The 18,470-nt window shown below is 71.4% G+C and carries 18 protein-coding genes, 1 tRNA gene and 1 pseudogene; 9 read left to right on the top strand and 11 right to left on the bottom strand.

What is annotated here, in order from left to right:
- Positions 1-14 precede the first annotated feature (14 nt).
- The 8 genes from ACFTXQ_RS04150 to ACFTXQ_RS04115 all read right to left on the bottom strand — a co-directional run bounded on the left by ACFTXQ_RS04150 (position 15) and on the right by ACFTXQ_RS04115 (position 6,827).
- Positions 15-326, bottom strand: a complete 312-nt coding sequence (locus ACFTXQ_RS04150; RefSeq protein ID WP_382635660.1) for a hypothetical protein — start codon at positions 324-326, stop codon at positions 15-17.
- A gap of 408 nt (positions 327-734) precedes the next feature.
- Positions 735-1,139 (bottom strand): DUF6344 domain-containing protein, encoded by a 405-nt coding sequence (locus ACFTXQ_RS04145; protein ID WP_382635658.1) that lies wholly within the window; start codon positions 1,137-1,139, stop codon positions 735-737.
- Between the two features lie 188 nt (positions 1,140-1,327).
- Positions 1,328-1,412: transfer RNA gene (locus tag ACFTXQ_RS04140), tRNA-Ser, on the bottom strand.
- 49 nt (positions 1,413-1,461) lie between these two features.
- Entirely contained in the window at positions 1,462-2,415 is a 954-nt protein-coding gene (locus tag ACFTXQ_RS04135) for a peptidase (protein ID WP_382635656.1), read from the bottom strand.
- Positions 2,416-2,627: 212 nt separating this feature from the next.
- Positions 2,628-3,674, bottom strand: a complete 1,047-nt coding sequence (locus ACFTXQ_RS04130; RefSeq protein ID WP_382635655.1) for a YeiH family protein — start codon at positions 3,672-3,674, stop codon at positions 2,628-2,630.
- Positions 3,674-4,222 carry a cysteine dioxygenase gene (locus ACFTXQ_RS04125; RefSeq protein ID WP_382635654.1) on the bottom strand — a complete coding sequence of 183 codons (549 nt, stop codon included), beginning with the start codon at positions 4,220-4,222 and terminating at the stop codon, positions 3,674-3,676. Before ACFTXQ_RS04125 ends, ACFTXQ_RS04130 begins: the two co-directional genes overlap by 1 nt.
- Before the next feature lie 89 nt (positions 4,223-4,311).
- Complete coding sequence (locus ACFTXQ_RS04120) at positions 4,312-5,217, bottom strand: LysR family transcriptional regulator (RefSeq protein WP_382635652.1); 906 nt, start codon at positions 5,215-5,217, stop codon at positions 4,312-4,314.
- Positions 5,218-5,333: 116 nt separating this feature from the next.
- On the bottom strand, positions 5,334-6,827 hold the full coding sequence (locus ACFTXQ_RS04115; RefSeq protein ID WP_382635650.1) for a S1C family serine protease: 1,494 nt from the start codon (positions 6,825-6,827) through the stop codon (positions 5,334-5,336).
- Between the two features lie 225 nt (positions 6,828-7,052).
- Here ACFTXQ_RS04115 and ACFTXQ_RS04110 point away from each other — a divergent pair, with 225 nt between their 5' ends.
- From ACFTXQ_RS04110 to ACFTXQ_RS04100, 3 genes and pseudogenes are all read left to right on the top strand, one after another.
- Positions 7,053-7,853, top strand: a complete 801-nt coding sequence (locus tag ACFTXQ_RS04110; RefSeq protein WP_382635648.1) for a glycerophosphodiester phosphodiesterase — start codon at positions 7,053-7,055, stop codon at positions 7,851-7,853.
- 85 nt (positions 7,854-7,938) lie between these two features.
- Positions 7,939-8,540 (top strand): annotated as a pseudogene (locus ACFTXQ_RS04105) (ATP-binding protein).
- Positions 8,541-8,723: 183 nt separating this feature from the next.
- Complete coding sequence (locus ACFTXQ_RS04100) at positions 8,724-9,698, top strand: DUF5926 family protein (RefSeq protein WP_382635646.1); 975 nt, start codon at positions 8,724-8,726, stop codon at positions 9,696-9,698.
- 180 nt (positions 9,699-9,878) lie between these two features.
- Here ACFTXQ_RS04100 and ACFTXQ_RS04095 read toward each other — a convergent pair whose 3' ends face one another.
- Both ACFTXQ_RS04095 and ACFTXQ_RS04090 read right to left on the bottom strand, forming a co-directional pair.
- Positions 9,879-10,454 (bottom strand): hypothetical protein, encoded by a 576-nt coding sequence (locus ACFTXQ_RS04095; RefSeq protein ID WP_382635644.1) that lies wholly within the window; start codon positions 10,452-10,454, stop codon positions 9,879-9,881.
- A gap of 109 nt (positions 10,455-10,563) precedes the next feature.
- A complete protein-coding gene (locus ACFTXQ_RS04090) occupies positions 10,564-11,283 on the bottom strand; it encodes a bifunctional DNA primase/polymerase (RefSeq protein WP_382635642.1) in 720 nt (239 codons plus the stop codon).
- 408 nt (positions 11,284-11,691) lie between these two features.
- Between ACFTXQ_RS04090 and ACFTXQ_RS04085 the strand changes: the two genes are divergently transcribed.
- Together ACFTXQ_RS04085 and ACFTXQ_RS04080 are read left to right on the top strand one after the other, a co-directional pair.
- Entirely contained in the window at positions 11,692-13,221 is a 1,530-nt protein-coding gene (locus ACFTXQ_RS04085; protein WP_382635640.1) for a PP2C family protein-serine/threonine phosphatase, read from the top strand.
- A gap of 148 nt (positions 13,222-13,369) precedes the next feature.
- Positions 13,370-14,836 (top strand): aminopeptidase P family protein, encoded by a 1,467-nt coding sequence (locus tag ACFTXQ_RS04080; RefSeq protein ID WP_382635638.1) that lies wholly within the window; start codon positions 13,370-13,372, stop codon positions 14,834-14,836.
- Between the two features lie 74 nt (positions 14,837-14,910).
- On the opposite strand, the gene ACFTXQ_RS04075 is transcribed toward ACFTXQ_RS04080, so the two are convergent.
- Positions 14,911-15,354 carry an ATP-binding protein gene (locus tag ACFTXQ_RS04075; RefSeq protein ID WP_382635636.1) on the bottom strand — a complete coding sequence of 148 codons (444 nt, stop codon included), beginning with the start codon at positions 15,352-15,354 and terminating at the stop codon, positions 14,911-14,913.
- 262 nt (positions 15,355-15,616) lie between these two features.
- Here ACFTXQ_RS04075 and ACFTXQ_RS04070 point away from each other — a divergent pair, with 262 nt between their 5' ends.
- From ACFTXQ_RS04070 to ACFTXQ_RS04055, 4 genes are all read left to right on the top strand, one after another.
- Positions 15,617-16,423, top strand: coding sequence for a hypothetical protein (locus ACFTXQ_RS04070; protein ID WP_382635635.1), 807 nt, complete (start codon positions 15,617-15,619; stop codon positions 16,421-16,423).
- A 110-nt stretch (positions 16,424-16,533) separates the two neighbouring features.
- Positions 16,534-17,268, top strand: a complete 735-nt coding sequence (locus tag ACFTXQ_RS04065; RefSeq protein WP_382635633.1) for a YcnI family protein — start codon at positions 16,534-16,536, stop codon at positions 17,266-17,268.
- A gap of 54 nt (positions 17,269-17,322) precedes the next feature.
- Complete coding sequence (locus tag ACFTXQ_RS04060) at positions 17,323-17,976, top strand: SCO family protein (protein ID WP_382635631.1); 654 nt, start codon at positions 17,323-17,325, stop codon at positions 17,974-17,976.
- A complete protein-coding gene (locus ACFTXQ_RS04055) occupies positions 17,973-18,455 on the top strand; it encodes a copper chaperone PCu(A)C (protein ID WP_382635629.1) in 483 nt (160 codons plus the stop codon). Before ACFTXQ_RS04060 ends, ACFTXQ_RS04055 begins: the two co-directional genes overlap by 4 nt.
- The last annotated feature ends 15 nt before the right edge of the window (positions 18,456-18,470 follow it).

The raw sequence follows: 18,470 nt of genomic DNA, 5'->3' as shown, positions 1-18,470 counted from the left end.
GGCTCAGGCCGCGACTACCACCACGGGAAGAAGTTGACCGAGACGTTCGAGTTGTCCTGGTCGATCGCGGTGAAGGCCGAGCCGTTCACCTGCGCGGTGTTGTTCTGGTTGGACGCACCGGAGCCGGTGGCCACCTGCTGCGAGGTGGACGAGTTGCCGTGGTTGTTCCCGCCCACACCACTGCCGATGATGCTGGCGACGCTCGCATTCGATCCGTCGTTCGCGAAGGAGCCGTTGTCGGCCGAGGCGACCCCGCCGAAGAGGGCGACGGCCAGGGGGAGAGCGGCGACGGCGGCGATGACGCGGGCGGTACGGATGCTTGCCATGTCTTTATCCTCCAGAAAACCGAAGTGGGACTTGCTCCAAGGCAGTTGGCCGACCGCCTCGGTCGTTCCGTGTGGTGACGACGTCGCGAGACCAGAGTTGCCCACCGAATCCCCGGCGAACCACCCCGGAGCCGACGATTCCCCCGCAAGCATGACCAACATCGGATAAACCTCATTCGCGCCCCCGAAGCCCCAGGTCAATGCCCCCGCACCCACTGAAACCCCTGCCCCACAAGGGATGAACCGTTCCGTCAGATCGGGGCCTCCGGACATGCCAAAAAAGGGCCGCGTCGTCCGGGAACCCCACCGTCTCCCGGCCCTGCGGCCCTGCAATGCCAAGCTTCACGCCCCCTGCACGCCCCCGTCGCCCGCCGGGGCGATCCAGCCGTGCCCCACGCCGGGGGCCCGTCACGCGGCGAGCGCGAGTGCCTTCCTCGCGGCACCGGCGGCGACGTCGACGCGGGCTCCGACCGGGGCCGCCCCACGCGGTTCCCGTACGGCGGTTCCCGTTCCGGCACCCATGGCCGCGGCGGTGGTGGACCGGCGGACGGACGGGGACTTGCCGTGCGCCTCGGCACGGATGCGCTGCTTGATGGTCGGCGGGAGGGAGCCTCCGCGCATCATCGCCCGCCACGTCCGCCGAGCCGCGAAGGCCGGCCGGCGCACCGGGGCCGCGGTGGCCGGGGTGGCGGAACCGGCGACGGAGGCAGCGCCCGGAGCGGCCTTCCCGCCCAGACCCAGAGCGGTGAGCAGGGCCACCAGGGCGGCGAGGACGGAGGTCCAGATCGAGGTGAGGGCGCTGCGCTGAGCCATGACGAATGCCTCGTTTCGCGATGTTCCGACGGGCGGATCTGAATACATTCGTCATGATGTGTCCGCAACCGCACGGCACCCACGACGCGCGCCGATCTTCCGACAAACACCACTCGGATGAACCAACCACCCGCAACGGATACGCGAGCGGCCCCTGACCGGATCACCGAGCAGGGGCCGCTCAACTGCGGTGGGTGTGGGATTTGAACCCACGGTGACTCGCGCCACGACGGTTTTCAAGACCGTTCCCTTAGGCCGCTCGGGCAACCCACCTGGCCGGTACAGAGTACCGGGCAGGCGGGGCCGGTGGGGCGGCTGTGGGTCAGGCGGTCTGGGCCTTGTCGTAGGCCGCCTTCGCCTCGTTGCCGAAGTACGGGCCGTACATGCGGTTCGGCAGGAAGGTGTAGCCGAAGCTGTTGACCGACACCTGGGTGCCGAGGCCCGTCGCCTCGTTGAAGTCCTGGAACCAGGGGCCGCCACTGGAGCCGCCGGTCATGTTGCAGGCCAGGCCGTGATCCTTGGTCAGCAGGAAGTCCTTGCTGCTGTTGCCGCTGCAGTAGACCAGCTTGGTCCCGTCGTACGGGGCCGCGGCGGGGAAGCCGAAGGAGTACATCTTCTTGTTGTAGCCGCCGTTGAAGAGGATGCCCTGGGCTCCGACGGCCTGGCTCAGCGTCTGGCCGTTCAGCGGGGCGACGACCGCGAGGCCGACGTCCATGTTCATGTCCTCGCTCGCGGCCCACTGGTCGGTGGCGAAGGTCTTGGTGGCCGACCACTGGCCGTAGGGCGCGTTGCCGTTGTTGTAGGCGGGGACGAACACCCAGTTCGTGTGCCAGGCGCCCTGGTACTTCACGCAGTGGCCGGCGGTGATGACCGTGCTGCCGTTGGCGCTGGTGATCGAGTCGCCGGAGCAGGAGGCGGTCCGGTCCCCCATGGTGAAGAAGACCCGGCCGGAGGTCTTCACGACCGCCCCGCCGCCCGTCCAGGCGCCGCCCGCCTGCGGGAACGCCATGGGGGAGGCGGCCGCGGAAGCCGTCGGGGGGATGCTGGTGGGCGCCGCCGGGGCGGCGACCGGGGTCCGGACCGCGCCCGGGGCCGCCGTGACGTCGAGCGGGGTGGCCGCCCGCATCCGCTCGGGGGTCCAGAACCCCTGGGTGTGCTGCTGCCGGAAGGACGCGGGGGTGTCGGCCGCGCTCGAAGGGGTGGCCGCCGTCAGGACGCCCGTGATCAGGGCGCCTGCCGATAAGAGGGCCGACAAGGCTGTGCGATGACGATTCACGCATGACTCCTTCTGCCGTGCCCGGACCCGGGCAGGGTGGGGGGTGAAGAACGGTCGGTGCGGATCGGCGGTGCGGATCAGCGGTGCGGATCGGCGGTGCACTGTGCGGCTTGCCGGGGCAGAGTGGCACGGCCGCGCGTCGATGTCAGCGGCCAGTCAGAACGTTCGGTCGGTTCCGGCCATGATTTGGCCAACTCCCTTCCGTGCACGGCTCATACGGTGAGCAGCACTCCCGCGTACGAGACGCCGGCGACGACCACCCAGGCTCCGAGTCCGAGCACCGCGGCCCGCCCGCCGGTCCGGGCCAGCGTCGGCAGGTGCACCGCGCTCCCGAGCCCGAAGAGCGCCGCGGCGAGCAGCGCCTCCTGCGCGGTGTGCGCCCATTCCAGAGCTACGTCGGGCAGTGCGCCCGTGGCGCGCAGCGCGGCCGCGGCCAGGAACCCGGCCACGAACAGCGGCACCGGTGCCGGGCGGCGACCCGAGGCCGTGCGCACCCCGCGCCGGCGGGCCCGTACGGCGAAGGCGACCGCCGCGACCAGGGGCGCGAGCAGGGCCACCCGCATCAGCTTGACCAGCACCGCCTCGCCGAGCGCGCCCGGGCCCGCGGTCTGCGCGGTCGCCACCACCTGGCCGACATCGTGCACGCTGGCGCCGACCCACCGCCCGAAGGCCGGGTCGGACAGCCCCAAAGGCCCTTGGAGGAGCGGGAGTACGGCGATGGCGAGCGTCCCGCACAGGGTGACCAGTGCCACCGAGGCGGCCACGTCCTCCTCGTCGCTCCCGGACACCTCGCTCACCGCGCCGATCGCCGAGGCCCCGCAGATCGAATACCCGGTGGCGATCAACAGCGGCTGGTCGCCCGGCAGTCCGAGGCGGCGGCCCAGCCACAGGGTGCCGAGGAAGGTGGCCGCGACCACCCCGGCCACCATGGCCACGGTCGCCCAGCCCAAGCGCAGGACCTGCTCCAGCCCCAGGCCGAGCCCGAGCAGGACGATGCCAATCCGCATCAGCCGCCGGCCGGCCAGGGAGAGGCCCGGGCGGGCCGTTCCCCGTACGAAGGCACGCAGGCCGGGAAGGTGTGCCACGGCTATGCCCAGCACCACCGAGGCGGTCAGCATGGGAACGGCAGGCACGACACGGTGGATGCACCAGGCCGCCAGCGCACCACCGGCAGCGGCCGCCAACCCGGGCCAGGGAGTGGATGTTTCACGTGAAACATGCCGGACCGCCACACCCTGAGGGCGGTGGAGGAGGGCCATCAGTCGACTGGTTGCGTGTAGACGCGACGGATGCTGGTGCCCAGCCGGGACACGTCCGCCCCGTACACGTGGATCGATATCGCCTTCGTGCGACAGGAGTTGCGCACCTTGTGGATGTCGCCGGGCGGGGCGAACCCGCAGACCTCGCCCTGGCCGTTGACCACGTCCTCGGTGGGCACCAGCCGGGCCGGACCCGCGCCGGGCGCGAGCCGATAGCGGCGCTCGCTCTCCTCCCCTTGGTGCACGCCGGCCACACACCACGAGACGTGGTCGTGGATGCAGGTCTCCTGCCCGGGCAGCCAGACCAGCGCGACCACCGAGAAGCTGCCGTCGGACTCGGCGTGCAGGATGTGCTGCCGGTAGCGCTCCGGGTCGCCCTCCTGCTGCGCGACGGTCAGGAGGTCCGGCGCGCCCAGATGCGGGCCGAGCAGTTCGCCCACCAGGTAGGCGGTCAGATCGGGGGCCAGCCCCCGGTCCACGACCGTGCGGATCTCACTGACGAGGGCGGCCATCCTCGTGGTCGTACGGGCCGGCGTCGTGGTGGTCATACCGGCAGCGTGCTGCCGCCGTTCCATCACGTCCAACGACAGTTATGACCCGAAATCCCAAGTACCGCTTATGTATGGGGCGGCGGCGGTCAGCAGCCGACGCGGTTCGCCGCCACCCGCTTCAGCTCGTCGAGCACCTCGGCCGTCGCCGGGATCCTCAGGTGGTCGCGGTACACGTAGGCGGCGATGTGACGGCGGGCAGCGGGTTGCAGAGGGCGTCCGCAGACCCGGGTCAGGGAGAGGGAGGGCAGCACCAGCGCGGGCATCATCGCCACGCCCAGGCCCTGTGCGACCAGGCTCTGCACCACCAGGTTGTCGTCGCTGGCGAAGCGGATGTCGGGCACGAATCCCAGCTCCGCGCACTCGTGCAGCAGGTTCGCGCGGCAGCGCGGACAGCCGGCGATCCACCGCTCCTCGGCGAGGTCCGCCAGGTGCACGGCGCGCCGCCGGGCCAGCGGGTGCCCGGTCGGGAGCAGCACCGTGAGCTGGTCTTCCAGCAGCCTGACCTCGGCGACCTCCTCGGGGATCTCCTCGTGGAGCCCGGGATAGGTGAAGGCCAGGGTGATGTCGCACTCCCCCCGCTCCAGCCGGCGCAGGGAGTCCGGGGGCTCTCCCTCCAGCAGCTCGACCTGGATTCCCGGATGATCCTTGGCCAGGCCGCTCAGGGCCTCGGGGACGAGGGTGACGTTGGCACTGGGGAAGCCGCACAGCCGGACCCGGCCGGTGCGCAGCCGTGCGTAGGCCTTCAGCTGGGCCTCGGCGGCGGAGAGACTGCCGAGGATGGTCTCGGCGTGCCGGGAGAGGGACTCCCCGGCCTCGGTGAGCTGCATCTTTCTGCCCACGCGGGTGAACAGCGGGGTCCCGACGGCGCGTTCGAGCGCCTTCATCTGCTGGGTGATGGCGGGCTGGGTGTACCCGAGCACGCGGGCGGCCGCCGAGTAGGACCCGGAGGCGACCACCGCGTGGAACGTCCGTATGTGCCGGGAATCGAACACCCGTGAAGCATAAGCGGACGTTGGGAGGGGCCGTAGGCGGAATCGCGCCCACGGCCCCTCGCCATCAAGCCACCGGTTGCGTCCGGGTGATCGGCTGCGCGGCGATCACGCGTCCGCTACTTGTCACCGATCCGCGAGCCGAGGGTGATGTCGACCGTGGTCGGCTTGCCGCCGCGCAGGTAGGTCAGCGGGACCGTGTCGCCCGGCTTGTAGGTCCAGATCAGGCTGATCAGCGTCGGGCCGCTGTCGACCGGCTTGCCGCCGAACTCGGTGATGACGTCGCCGGGCTTGAGACCGGCCTTGCCGGCCGGGCCGTTGGGGTCGACCAGGTCGTTGGCGGGCGCGCCCTGCTCGGAGATCTTGGCGCCCTCGGCCTTGGCCTGGAGGTCCACGGAGACCGAGATGACCGGGTACACCGGCTTGCCGGTCTTGATCAGCTGCTCGGCGACGTTCTTGGCCTGATTGATCGGAATGGCGAAGCCGAGGCCGATCGAACCGGCCTGGCCGCCGCCGAAGCCGCCGTTGCCGGCGGACTGGATCGCGGAGTTGATGCCGATGACGGCGCCGCGCCCGTCGAGCAGCGGGCCGCCGGAGTTGCCCGGGTTGATCGAGGCGTCCGTCTGGAGCGCGCTCATGTACGAGTTCTTGCCGCCGGAGCCGTCACCGGAGGCCACCGGGCGGTTCTTGGCGCTGACGATGCCGGTGGTGACCGTGTTGGACAGGCCGAAGGGGGCGCCGATCGCGATGGTGGGGTCGCCGACGGCGACCTTCTCGGAGTCGCCGAGCGGCAGCGGCTTGAGACCGGCCGGGGGGTTCTTCAGCTTCAGGACGGCGACGTCGTAGCCCTGGGCCCGGCCCACCACCTCGGCCTCGTACTTCTTGCCGTCGGAGAAGGTCGCGGTGAGCTTGCCGCCGTTCGCGGCGGAGGCCACGACGTGGTTGTTGGTGAGGATGTGGCCCTGCTGGTCGTAGACGAACCCGGTGCCGGTGCCGCCCTCGCCGTCGCCCGCCGAGGCCTCGATGGTGACCACGCTGGGCAGTGCGCCGGCGGCCAGGCCCGCGATGGAGCCCGCGTCGCGCTTGAGCTCCTTGGGGGTGTTGCCGGCGCTGATCGTGGTCGAGCCGGTGCCGTTGTCGCTGCGCTCGGCGGCCCAGTAGCCGACGCCGCCGCCGATGCCGCCCGCGATGAGGGCCGCCACGAGCACGCCCGCGATGAGGCCGCCCTTGCCCTTCGGCTTGGGCTGCGGGGTGCCGTCCGCGGTCAGGGGAGCGCCCCAGGCGCCGCCGCCGTGGCCGCCGCCGCCGTACGCGGGCACGGTGGGCGGCGGGGGAGGCCAGCCCTCGGCGCCGTGGGCGGCCGGGGCGGGAGCCGGGGCGGCCGGGGCCGGAGGCTCCGGGGCGGGCGGGATCTGCTGGGTCGGCTCCGTGCCGGGTGCGGGCGTCGGCGGGAGCTGCTGGGTCGCCGGCTCGGCGGCTCCGGGCGCGGGCGCCGGGGCCGGAGCGGCGGCGGGCGCGGCGGCCCGGGGTGCGTCGGCCGGCTGCGGAGCAGGGGGTGCGGACGGGGCCACGGGGGTTGCGGGGGCCGCGGTGCCCTCGTTCTCGGTGCTCACAGCGCTCTCTCCTCGTCACACACGGCTTCGGAAATCTCTGGCGATCGGTCCGGCTGAACGTTCGACGTGCCGCACAAGTTCCTGGGCAAAGCCTTTCCCATGACCCGTCAGAGCACTGTAAGCCGGACCTGTGCATCCACCGTCATTCTTTATATCCGGCATTCCGGGCGCATCCGCAGGAGGCGAGCTCGACGCCGGGGGGCTCCTCGGTGGCACCATGGCCCGGTGACCCACGCAACGCCGCGCCCCATCCAGGTCGTCGCCCACCGAGGCGCCTCGGAGGATGCCCCCGAGCACACCCTGGCCGCCTACCGGAAGGCCATCGAGGACGGCGCCGATGCCCTCGAGTGCGATGTCCGGCTCACCGCCGACGGCCATCTGGTGCTGGTCCACGACCGCCGGGTGAACCGCACCTCCAACGGCCGCGGCGCCGTCTCCGCCCTGGAGCTCGCCGATCTCGCGGCCCTCGACTTCGGCTCCTGGAAGGACCGCGAGGAGTCCCCCGACTGGGACTCGGACCCCGAGCGCACCTCCGTCCTCACCCTGGAACGCCTGATGGAGCTGGTCTCCGACGCCGAGCGGCCGGTGCAGCTCGCCATCGAGACGAAGCACCCGACCCGCTGGGCCGGACAGGTGGAGGAGCGCCTCCTGTTCCTCCTCAAGCGCTTCGGCCTGGACGCCCCGCCCGCGGAGGGCCCCCACCCCGTGCGGGTGATGAGCTTCTCCGCGCGTTCCCTGCACCGGGTGCGCGCGGCCGCCCCGACCGTCCCGACCGTGTACCTCATGCAGTTCATCTCGCCCCGGATGCGTGACGGCCGGCTGCCCGCCGGGGTGCGGATCGCCGGGCCGGGGATGCGCATCGTGCGCAACCATCCCGCCTTCGTCCGCAAGCTCCAGGCCGCGGGCCACTCCGTACACGTATGGACCGTGAACAATCCGGAAGACGTTCAGCTGTGCGCTGATCTCGGCGTAGAAGCGATCATTACGAACAGACCCCGTCAGGTTCTGTCCCAACTGGGGCGCTGACGTCCCTTTTTGCGCACGCCTCACCCTCACCCCACCCGTTACAGGGTGTGCTCCGGCGCATCCGCTCCGCATTCGCCCGTCGCCAATGCGTCAGAGGGCTCCGCTTCGGCGGTTTCCGGTCCAGGCCATTGGGGCATCCAGACCATGCGTGGGGCTAAGGAGGTTCCGGGGGTGGCGTTGGTGGTGGCACAGGAAGTGCCCACGTCGTCGTGCATGGACGTACGCCATGGTCCTGCGGGCGTGGGCGAAGCGAGACACCGGATGCGCGAGCAATTGCGAATCAGCGGGGTGTCCGAATCGGTCGTGGACGATGCCGTACTGATCCTTTCCGAACTGCTCAGCAACGCATGCCGACACGGCAGGCCACTGGGCACGCGGGAAGTCGGGGACGGGGAGATACGCGCCGCATGGCGCGTCGACAATTCGGGGCGGCTGACGGTCGAGGTGACGGACGGGGGCGGGCCCACTCGCCCTGTTCCTGCGACGCCCTCGGTCACCGCACGCGGCGGCCGGGGGCTGAACATCATCAGCGCCCTGGCCCAGGACTGGGGTGTCCGGGATGGAGCGTCAGGCGAGGTCACCGTCTGGGTGATCGTCGCAGGTGGGGCCCGGCACGAGGATTTCGCTACGCGCGTTGCGCCCCCGGCGATCGACTTCAGTACGGCCTTCGACGATCTGGACCCCTGAAATCGGGATCCGGGCAGCAGGCACAACAGCACACACAGCAATACCGGTCATCCGTACGAAGCGGCCGTCCGGGAGCGCACGCCGACCGTGCTCCCGGCCGCACCCCACCGGTTCCGGCGGTACGAACGGCTAGGCTCGCGCCCAGAGACGACGCCGTACCGCCGCAACCGGGAGACATGCACGATGGCCAAGAAGCGCCCCGCAACCAAGACTGCAAAGCCGCAGCTCAAGAACGGTGAGATCCCGGTGGTGGGCGCCCGCGAGCCCTGCCCCTGCGGATCCGGGCGCCGCTACAAGGCCTGCCACGGCGCGGCCGCGGCGCACGCCGTCACCGCGCACGTGCAGCGCCCCTTCGAGGGCCTGCCCGGAGAGTGCGACTGGGTCGCGCTGCGCGAGCTCGTCCCCGCGGCCACCGTCCCGCTGACCCTCAAGGGCGGCCTGCCGGAGGGCGTCCCCTCCGTCACGCTGGTGACCGTACTGCCCATGGCGTGGCCGGCGCTGCGCCGTGAGGACGGATCCGTCCTGCTCGGCCTGCAGAACGAGTCCTCCACCGGGGACCTCGGCCGCGACATGGCCGACACCCTGGAGCGCGCCCTCGTAGCGGAGCCTGGAACTCCTGTTCCGGCCCGCCGGGTTCCGGTCGAGGGGCCGCGACTTCAGGATCTCCTGGACGCCGACGGCGGTTTCGAGCCGGTTGTGCACAGCGGCTTCGAATTCTGGATTCCGGAAGCGGAGAGCGCCCAGAGCGCCTCCCCGGAGATCGCCGCCTCGCTCGAGCGCGCCAACGCGGCCGCCATCCCCACCGTCAAGCTGGCCGGCGTGGACGCTGCCTACTGGTGCGAGACGCCGGAGAAGAACCACCTGCGCTGGGTCATGCCGCACCCCGAGGAGAAGCTGCTCGACGCCCTCGCGCGGCTGCACGCGGCGGGCACCTCCTCCCTCGGCGAGGGCACGAAGCTCGTGGGTTCCTTCCGTGCGCACGGCCTCATGGTCCCGGTCTGGGACCTGCCCACCGGAGTCACGGCCGAGGACGTCGAGAAGCCCGCGGCGGAGCTCGCGGAGCGGCTGGCCGGGGCTCTGGCCTCGGACGCACCGCTGACCACGGAGGAGCGCCGGGCGCGCGGCGGACTCACCAACCGCCAGGTGACCCTCAGCTGACCCGCGCCCCCGCGCAGATCCGGTGACAGGAGTCACAACTCCCGCTAATCGTCTGCAAATCGGTGTCTGAATATCAGAGATCGAATTTGCGAACAGGCGATCTCTTGTTACCGTTCTTGTAGCCCGGTCGCTGGTGCATCCCCCGTCGCCAGCGACCGGGTCCTTCCATTTCGGCGGTGCTCAACCGTCACCCGGTGCCGGTGAGTTGCTCCCGGACCGCAGGAGCAGCTGTCCTTCATCATCCGGAACTGCAAACTCCGCAACTGCCGAGTAGCCGTCCGGAGCTCCGGCAGACTCCTCCCTCGGCGTCTCGCACAATCCCGGCTCGTCGCCCGGGCCGACCGCGCACCGGATCTGCACCGTCCGCCCGGCCGGTCCCATCACCGTCAGCACGGCGTCGAGCGCGTGCCCACTGGTGTTCCGGTAGTAACTCCGGCCCCACGTCCGGCCTTCGGCGACCAGCACGCAGGTCTGCGCCTCCACTCCGTGGGGCGAGGACACCTCCGGTCCGCAGGTGGAATCCGTACGGGGCTGTTCGGACGGGCCGGGCTGTGCGGGCGCATCCGATGGTTCCGGCGAGGCCGCGGGCCGCTCGGGAGCGGTGCGCGAGGAGTCGGAAAGCCCGAGCGTCGAGAACAGGCCGCCGCCTTTTCCGTCATCCCGACCGGCGAAATCCGGTCCGGCGATCGCGCCGGCCAGCGGGAGCGACAAGATGATCAGCACACCGGCGCCGATACCGATCAGGCGGAGATTCATTCGCCGAAGATAGCGAGGCGGGAATGGGGCACGGAGATCCCCGCGCCCAATTCCCTTGGAAACCCGTCCCGCTGGCACCCGTACGAGTGATCTGCGGGTGGCGGGCGGGTCAGTAGGCGAGCCTGCTGCCGCCGCCGGGCGCGCCGCTGCTCGCCTCGACCAGCGCGTCGACGACCGCCTCGACCTCGGGCAGCCAGAGACGCGCCGCGCCGGGCCGCCGCGGCCCCGGCCGCGGTTCCCGCTCCCAGCGCACCTGCCCACCGCTGGACGCGGCGGACGGCGGCAGCAACAGATAGCCGCCCTCACCGTGGAAGCGCAGCGAAGAGGGCACCTGGTCCTTGGCGTAGAGGAGTTCGCCGAGCCGCTCCAGCGAGTACGGCGCCACGAGCAGCGACCAGCGGGTGGGCGTGGCCACGACCGGCCCGAGCCGCATGCCCTGCGCGTCGAGCCGTACGAGGGCCCGCGCGGCCGCACCGGCCGGGAGGCTCACCGCGCACGGGGCGGTCCCGCCGGTGGCCATCAGGACGGGGGCGGTGGGCCGGTTGGTCCACCACCAGGTCACCATCCGGGGGTCGGTGGTGGCGGCGAGCAGACCGGGGTCGAAGGGGTGGGCGCCGGGGACGACGCAGTCGGGGTCGGGGCAGGCGCATCGCGAGCCGTCCGCGGCGGACCGGCCGACGCCGGGCAGCACGGGCCACTGCCATGCGGTGGCGCAGGTGAGCGCCGCGTCGAGGAGAGCCGGCGTGCCGCCGCTCCGTCCCGGGGCGGGGCGCAGGGATTGAAAGCGATCGCGGAGCCGCTGGAGACGCCTTCCGAGGATCTCGCGCATGAGCGCTCGTTCCTTTCCGTTGAACGCCGAGGGCCACATCACACCATGTAAGCGGTGTCTCACCACACGTACACGTTTCGCGTCACTGTCCGCTATAAGCAGGTTCACACGGTTCGTGCAGTTTTCTTACGGGTCCATCAAACGTCCGGCGGGGGCGAAGCGCGACCCGCACCGGTGCCCAGACCGGCTGCCGCCGCTAAGGACGACGGCCCGCACCGGACGGTTCCCGGGCCGGGCCGGGGCGGGGCCAACTCGCCCCGGGCACTACCGATTACGTACCCGAACCCCTTGTGGAGCCCGCCCAGTCGACCTCAAAAACCGTCGGCTTCCAGCTTTTTCCGGCCAAGTTCTAGCCTTGGCCGGACCGTGAGTTGCCGTCCCACGGACACCAGGATTCCCACCTGGGCAATGCTGGACATGCATCCATGTGTGCGTGTAGATGTGGATTCCTTGATGGCGGCGCAGCACGATCTGGGGGTTTGCGATGCTATATGGCGAATCGCACCAGGTGGAAAGGCGGACGCCATGAGCGCCCCGCATCTGCCGAAAGTGGCTGGAATCGATCCAACAGTTCCGGCGTCACCGCACACTGTGGCGCCCACGCCCGCACGAACCGCTCCCGCCCCGGCCCCCGTACCCGGCCCGGGCAGTCTCATCCAGGACCGGCTCGCGGGCATGGTCTCGGACCTCACCACCCTCCACGAACTCACCGAGCGCCTGGCCCGCACCGGCGATCTCGACTCCTCCCTCCACGAGTTCCTGCGCGCCGGCGCGGCGCTCGTCGGAGCCCGGCGCGGCCTGATCGTCCTGGAGCCCTCCGACGGGCTCGGCCCCACCAGCACCATCGGCCTCGGCCTCGGCCACGCCGACCTCGGGCACATCGAGACCGTGCCGCGCAGCGCCACCTCGTACGGCCGCATCCTCGACGGGCTCCCCGACGCCCACGGCGGCTCCGAGGTGCTCCCCGAACCGGACGCCCCCGCCGGCACCGGCGGCTTCTCCGCCCCCCTCGATCCCCGCCACCGCGAGGTCGCCGCCCGTCTCGGCTACGCCGCCAGCTACGCGCTGCCGCTCACCGCGGAGGCCACCGGCCGGCTGGGCGCCGCCGTCTGGCTCTACGACGAGCAGGCCGAGCCGGGCGAGCGCCAGCGCGACCTCGTCGGCCTGTACGTGCGGCACGCCGCCGAACACCTGGCCCGGATGCTGGAAGTGGAGCGCTCCCGCTCGCGCCTGGCCACCGTCGCCGAGGAACTGCTGCCCAGCCGGCTCCCCCGGGTCCCCGGGGTCCAGCTCGCCGCCCGCCACCACACCGGCCCCCTCGGCGGGGGCGACTGGTACGACGCCCTGCCGCTGCCCGAGGGCGCCCTGGGACTGGCCGTCGGCTCCGTCACCGGCTCCGGTCCGAGCGCCGTCGCCGCGATGGGCCGGCTGCGCGCCTCCCTGCGGGCCTATGCCGTCATGGAGGGCGAGGACCCCGTCGCCGTCCTGTCCGACCTGGAACTGCTGCTGCGCCTCACCGAGCCGGCGCGCTCGGCCACCGCGCTCTTCGCCTACTGCGAGCCCGCCCAGCGCAAGATCATCCTGGCCGGGGCCGGGCACACCCCGCCGCTGCTGATCGGCGAGCGCCGTACCGAGTACGTGGAGACCTCGCTCTCCGCACCGCTGGGGATGCTGTCCTGCTGGGAGGCGCCGAGCGTGGAGCTCGAGCCCGCATCCGGAGAAACGGTGCTGCTGTACACGGACGGGCTGCTGCGCCGTACCGGCGACCCGATGGACCGGGCCTACGCCCGGCTGCACGCGGCGGCCGCGGGAGTGCCCCGTGCCGCCCGGGACGACCCGTCCGCGCTCTGCGACCACATCCTGCGGACCGTGCTGCCGGAGGAGGAGCCGGCCGACCTCCCCGAGGACATCGTGCTGCTCGCCGCCCGGTTCGATTGATCCGAGCAATCCGCAGATCTGGCATTGAATGCGGCATTTGTCGCTGTTTGTGTGATAGGGCACACGTCCCGCCGGGAGCCGTCCGGTCGCACATACGATGGATGAGGTCCACACCCAGGTCCGTGTCTGTCGTAGCTGAGGAGAAGACGTGGCTGACGAGCTCACCCCGGAGACCCCGGAAGAAGAGCAGCCCAAGAAGACGCACAAGCAGCGCAAGAACGGGCTGTACCCGGGCGTCAGCGACGAACTCGCCGAGAACATGCGCTCCGGCTGGGCGGACACCGAGCTGCACGGACTGGAGCCCATCGCGCAGGCCGAGCACACCGCCGCCCGGCGCGCCGCGCTGTCCGCCCGCTTCCCCGGCGAGCGCCTCGTCGTCCCCGCGGGCCGTCTGAAGACCCGCTCGAACGACACCGAGTACCCCTTCCGCGCGTCGACCGAGTACGCGTACCTCACCGGTGACCAGACCGAGAACGGCGTCCTGGTCCTGGAGCCCACCGGGGAGACCGGCCACACGGCCACCGTCTACCTGCTGCCGCGCTCCGACCGCGAGAACGGCGAGTTCTGGCTGTCCGGCCAGGGCGAGCTGTGGGTCGGCCGCCGCCACTCCCTCTCCGAGGCCGAGCAGCTCCTGGGCATCCCCGCCAAGGACGTGCGCGAGCTCGCCGAGGCCCTCACCGAGGCCGAGGGCCCGGTCCGGAGCGTGCGCGGCCACGACTCGGTCATCGAGTCCGCCCTCACCGACAAGGTGACCAAGGAGCGCGACGAGGAACTGCGCGTCTACCTCTCCGAGGCCCGTGCCGTGAAGGACGACTTCGAGATCGGCGAGCTCCAGAAGGCCGTCGACTCCACCGTCCGCGGCTTCGAGGACGTCGTGAAGGTCCTCGACAAGGCCGAGGCCACCTCCGAGCGCTACATCGAGGGCACCTTCTTCCTGCGCGCCCGCGTCGAGGGCAACGACGTCGGCTACGGCTCGATCTGCGCCGCCGGCCCGCACGCCTGCACCCTGCACTGGGTCCGCAACGACGGCGACGTCCGCTCCGGCGACCTGCTGCTGCTCGACGCTGGTGTGGAGACCCACTCCCTCTACACCGCCGACGTCACGCGCACGCTGCCGATCAACGGCACGTACACCGACATCCAGCGCAAGATCTACGACGCGGTCTACGAGTCCCAGGAAGCCGGCATCGCCGCCGTCAAGCCGGGTGCGAAGTTCCGCGACTTCCACGACGCCTCCCAGCACGTGCTGGCCGAGAAGCTCGTCGAGTGGGGCCTGCTGGAGGGCCCGGTCGAGCGCGTCCTGGAGCTCGGCCTGCAGCGCCGCTGGACCCTGCACGGCACCGGCCACATGCTCGGCATGGACGTCCACGACTGCGCCGCGGCGCGCACCGAGGCGTACGTCGACGGCACGCTGGAGCCGGGCATGTGCCTGACCGTCGAGCCGGGTCTGTACTTCCAGGCCGACGACCTGACCGTGCCCGAGGAGTACCGCGGCATCGGCGTCCGGATCGAGGACGACATCCTCGTCACCGAGGACGGCAACCGGAACCTGTCGGCCGGGTTGCCCCGCACGTCGGTCGAGGTCGAGGCCTGGATGGCGCGCCTCAAGGGCTGACGCACGGCCGGCGAAACGGCTCGTGGGTGACGAGGGGCGGGCTCCCGGTACCGGGTGCCCGCCCCTCGGCGTTCCTACGACACCTTCAGCAGCGCGTCGTCGCGCCACTTCAGCATCTTGTCGAAGCTCACCACCGCGCCGCGGCCCGGCCTGTTGCGGAAGCGGACGTGGTCGGCGAGTTCGGCGATCAGGTGCAGGCCCCGGCCGTGCTCGGCGAGCGAGGGTCTGAGGCGGGCCACCGTCGCGGGCGGGAACCCCGGCCCCGAGTCGGTCACCTCGATGCGGCAGCGGTCCCCGTCCAGATAGGCCGTGACGTGGTACGCCTCGGCCTCGTCCGGGATGCCGTCGCCCCCGCCGTGCTCCACCGCGTTCGCGCAAGCCTCGCTCAGCGCCACCGAGAGATCGAAGGAGATGTCCGGGTCCACCCCCGCGGTCTCCATCGTCCCCAGCAGCAGTCGCCTGGCGAGCGGCACGCTCGCGGCTTCGCGCCTCAAGTGGAGAGACCACCAGATGCTCATACGGTTACCTATTGCCGCCCTCGGGGGGCCGTAAGCGCCCCGGCGGCAGTCGGAGTCCTCATTGCCCCCGTTCGGCCGATGCGGCTCTCCCGGGCACCGGTGTATGCGGCGCGGCCGGTCGTTGCGGGTGGGTGCGGACGTGCCGAGAGAGGCGCGCGGAGGCCCTGCGAGGGGGCGTTCGAGGGGTGTTCCAGGGGGACTCAAGGGACCTTCCGGACCTGCCGTATGAAAGCCCTAAGCGCAGTGCGATGATGGCCCGGCCATGACTGCCCCCCACGCGACGCAGGCCGGAGCCGGCCTCCGGCTGATCCGGGCCGCGGTGTTCACCGCGGTCTGCGTCGTGCTGTCCGCGGCCGGGCACGCCCTGGCATCCTGCGCCACCGTGCCCTGGTGGTCCCTGTGCCTGGGCTTCCTCGCCGTCTTCGCGGTCGCGGCCCCGCTCGCGGGACGCCGGCGCACGCTGCCCGGCATCGCCGCCGCGCTCGCCGCCGGACAGCTCACGCTGCACGTGCTGTTCGGCCTCGGCCAGCACGGCGCCGGGACGGCCCAGGCCACGGCCGCGACCTCCGACGGCTCGCTCGCGGCGCTCGCCGCCCGGCTGGTGTGCGGGGGCAACTCCGTACCGCTCAGCCCGGCCGACGCCCGGCGGATCCTGGAGGCAGCCGGCCTGGACCCGGCCGCCCTGGCCGCACAGGGCCACGGCGCACACGCCCACATGACCCAGGCCGTCAGCACCACCCCGCCCGCGACCGGCCTCTTCAGCCCGGCCATGCTGCTCGGCCACCTGCTGGCCGCGCTCGCCGCGGGCTGGCTGCTCGGCCGCGGCGACGCCGCGCTGTTCCGGCTCGTCGAGCTGTCCCGGCTCTCCGCCGAAGCCGATCCCGTACGGCCGCTGCGTGCCGCACTGGCTTTCGTACGGGCCCTCGGCGCAGGTCTTCCGGGGGCGCCCGCCCGTACACCGCGGCCCCCGCGGGGGACGGCGGCAGCCCAGGCCGCGACCGGCCGGGAGGCACTCCAGCACACGGTGATCAGGCGCGGGCCGCCCGCGGCGCTCGCCCTCGCAGCCTGACGCGGCACCCCCCTCCCCGGGACACACGGTGGGAGCACCGGTGCCGCGAACTCCGCGCGCGCCCGTGCGCGGAGCCACCGTCACCACTGCTTCCGTGGAGTGTTTCTGCCATGAAGACCTCTCGCATCTCCTTCGCCGCCGCCCTCGCTGCCGGCAGCGTCCTCGTCCTGTCCGGCACCGCCTTCGCGCACGTCGGCGTGCAGCCCGTCGGAGAGGCCGCCAAGGGTGGCTACGCGACGCTCAACTTCAAGGTCCCAAACGAGCGCGACAACGCCTCGACCACGCAGCTCGAGGTCAACTTCCCGGTCGACCAGCCGCTCACGTCCGTCATGCCACAGGACATCCCCGGTTGGACCTCCACCGTCGAGAAGACCAAGCTCGACAAGCCGCTGACCGTGCACGGCAAGCAGGTCAACGAAGTCGTCACCAAGGTGACCTGGTCCGGGGGCAAGATCGAGCCCGGCAAGTTCCAGCAGTTCCCGGTCTCCGTCGGCAAGCTCCCCGAGAACGCCGACCAGATGGTCTTCAAGGCGATCCAGACGTACGACAACAACGAGGTCGTCCGCTGGATCGAGGAGGCCAAGGAGGGCGCGCCGGAACCGCAGACCCCGGCGCCCGTCCTCAAGCTGACCGCCGCCAAGGGCGCGGACGACCACCACGACGCCGGTGACACGAAGGCCGACGCCAAGAACCCCGGCAAGGACGGGACCGACGGGCACGGCCACGACGAGGCCGCCGACAAGCACGGCTCCGACACGACGGCGCGCGCCCTCGGCATCGCCGGCATCGTCATCGGGCTCGGCGGTGTCGCATTCGGCGTCGCCTCGCGCCGCCGCTCCGCCTGATCCGCCGCGCGGCCCACAACCATCCACGACATCCCCGATCCCAGGGACATCTCCATGCGCACCACACGTGCGACGGTCGCCGCCCTCCTCGCGGCGGCCGCGCTCACCCTCACCGCCTGCGGCGGTGAACCCGCCCAGACCACCAAGGTCAACCAGATCAGCGGCGGCCAGAACAACGCCAAGGCCGCGACCGTCCTGGACCGCCCCTTCACCAAGCCGGAGCTGGTCCTGACGGACACCACCGGCCATCCGTGGAACCTGCGCGAGCAGACCAAGGGCAAGCCGACGCTCATCTACTTCGGCTACACCAACTGCCCCGACGTGTGCCCGCTGACGATGAGCAACATCGCCGTCGCCAAGAAGGCCCTCCCCAAGGCGGACCAGGACAACCTCCAGGTCGTCTTCGTCACCACCGACCCCGAAAGGGACACCCCCGCCTCCCTCGGCGCGTGGCTCAAGGCCCAGGACCCGTCCTTCACCGGACTGACCGGGGACTTCGCCACCATCCAGGCCGCCGCACGCTCGCTCGGCATCGGTATCGAGGCCGCCAAGAAGGAGGCCGACGGCAGCGTCGTCTCCATGCACGGCGCCCAGGTCATCGCGTTCTCGCCCAAGACCGACGAGGGCTACGTCCTCTACGGCGAGGGCGCCACCGTCGACGACTACACCAAGGACCTGCCGAAGATCATCAAGGGGGAGAACCTGTGAACGCCCGCACCACCCGCACCCTCGCCGCCGCCCTCTCCCTGACGGCAGCACTCGGCATATCCGGCTGCTCCGGCTCCTCGGACTCGAACGACGCGGCCAAGCCCACGATGAAGGTCAGCGGCGCCTTCATGCCCCAGCCGGTCAACGACAAGATGGCCGGCGCGTTCATGGTCATCAAGAACGACTCCAAGACCGCCGACAAGCTCACCGGCGTCACCTCCACGCTCTCCGACGATCTGCAGATCCACGAGACCAAGGACCAGAAGATGCAGCAGGTCCCGTCCCTGGACGTGCCTGCCAACGGCGAACTCAAGCTGGAACGCGGCGGCAACCACGTCATGTTCATGGGCCTCAAGAGCACCCCGCAGGTCGGCGACAAGGTGACCGTGGAGCTGCGCTTCGAGAAGGCCGACCCCGTGAAGGTCGAGCTCGACGTGAAGGAACGGACGTACAACGCACAGAACTCCAGCGCCCACTGACGGACGAGGAACCGA

It is taken from the genome of Streptomyces sp. NPDC057010 (genome assembly GCF_042673805.1).
In the GTDB taxonomy this organism is placed as follows: domain Bacteria; phylum Actinomycetota; class Actinomycetes; order Streptomycetales; family Streptomycetaceae; genus Streptomyces.
Note: the sequence above shows the minus strand (reverse complement) of the source record. Positions and strands in the feature narration are given on the sequence as shown.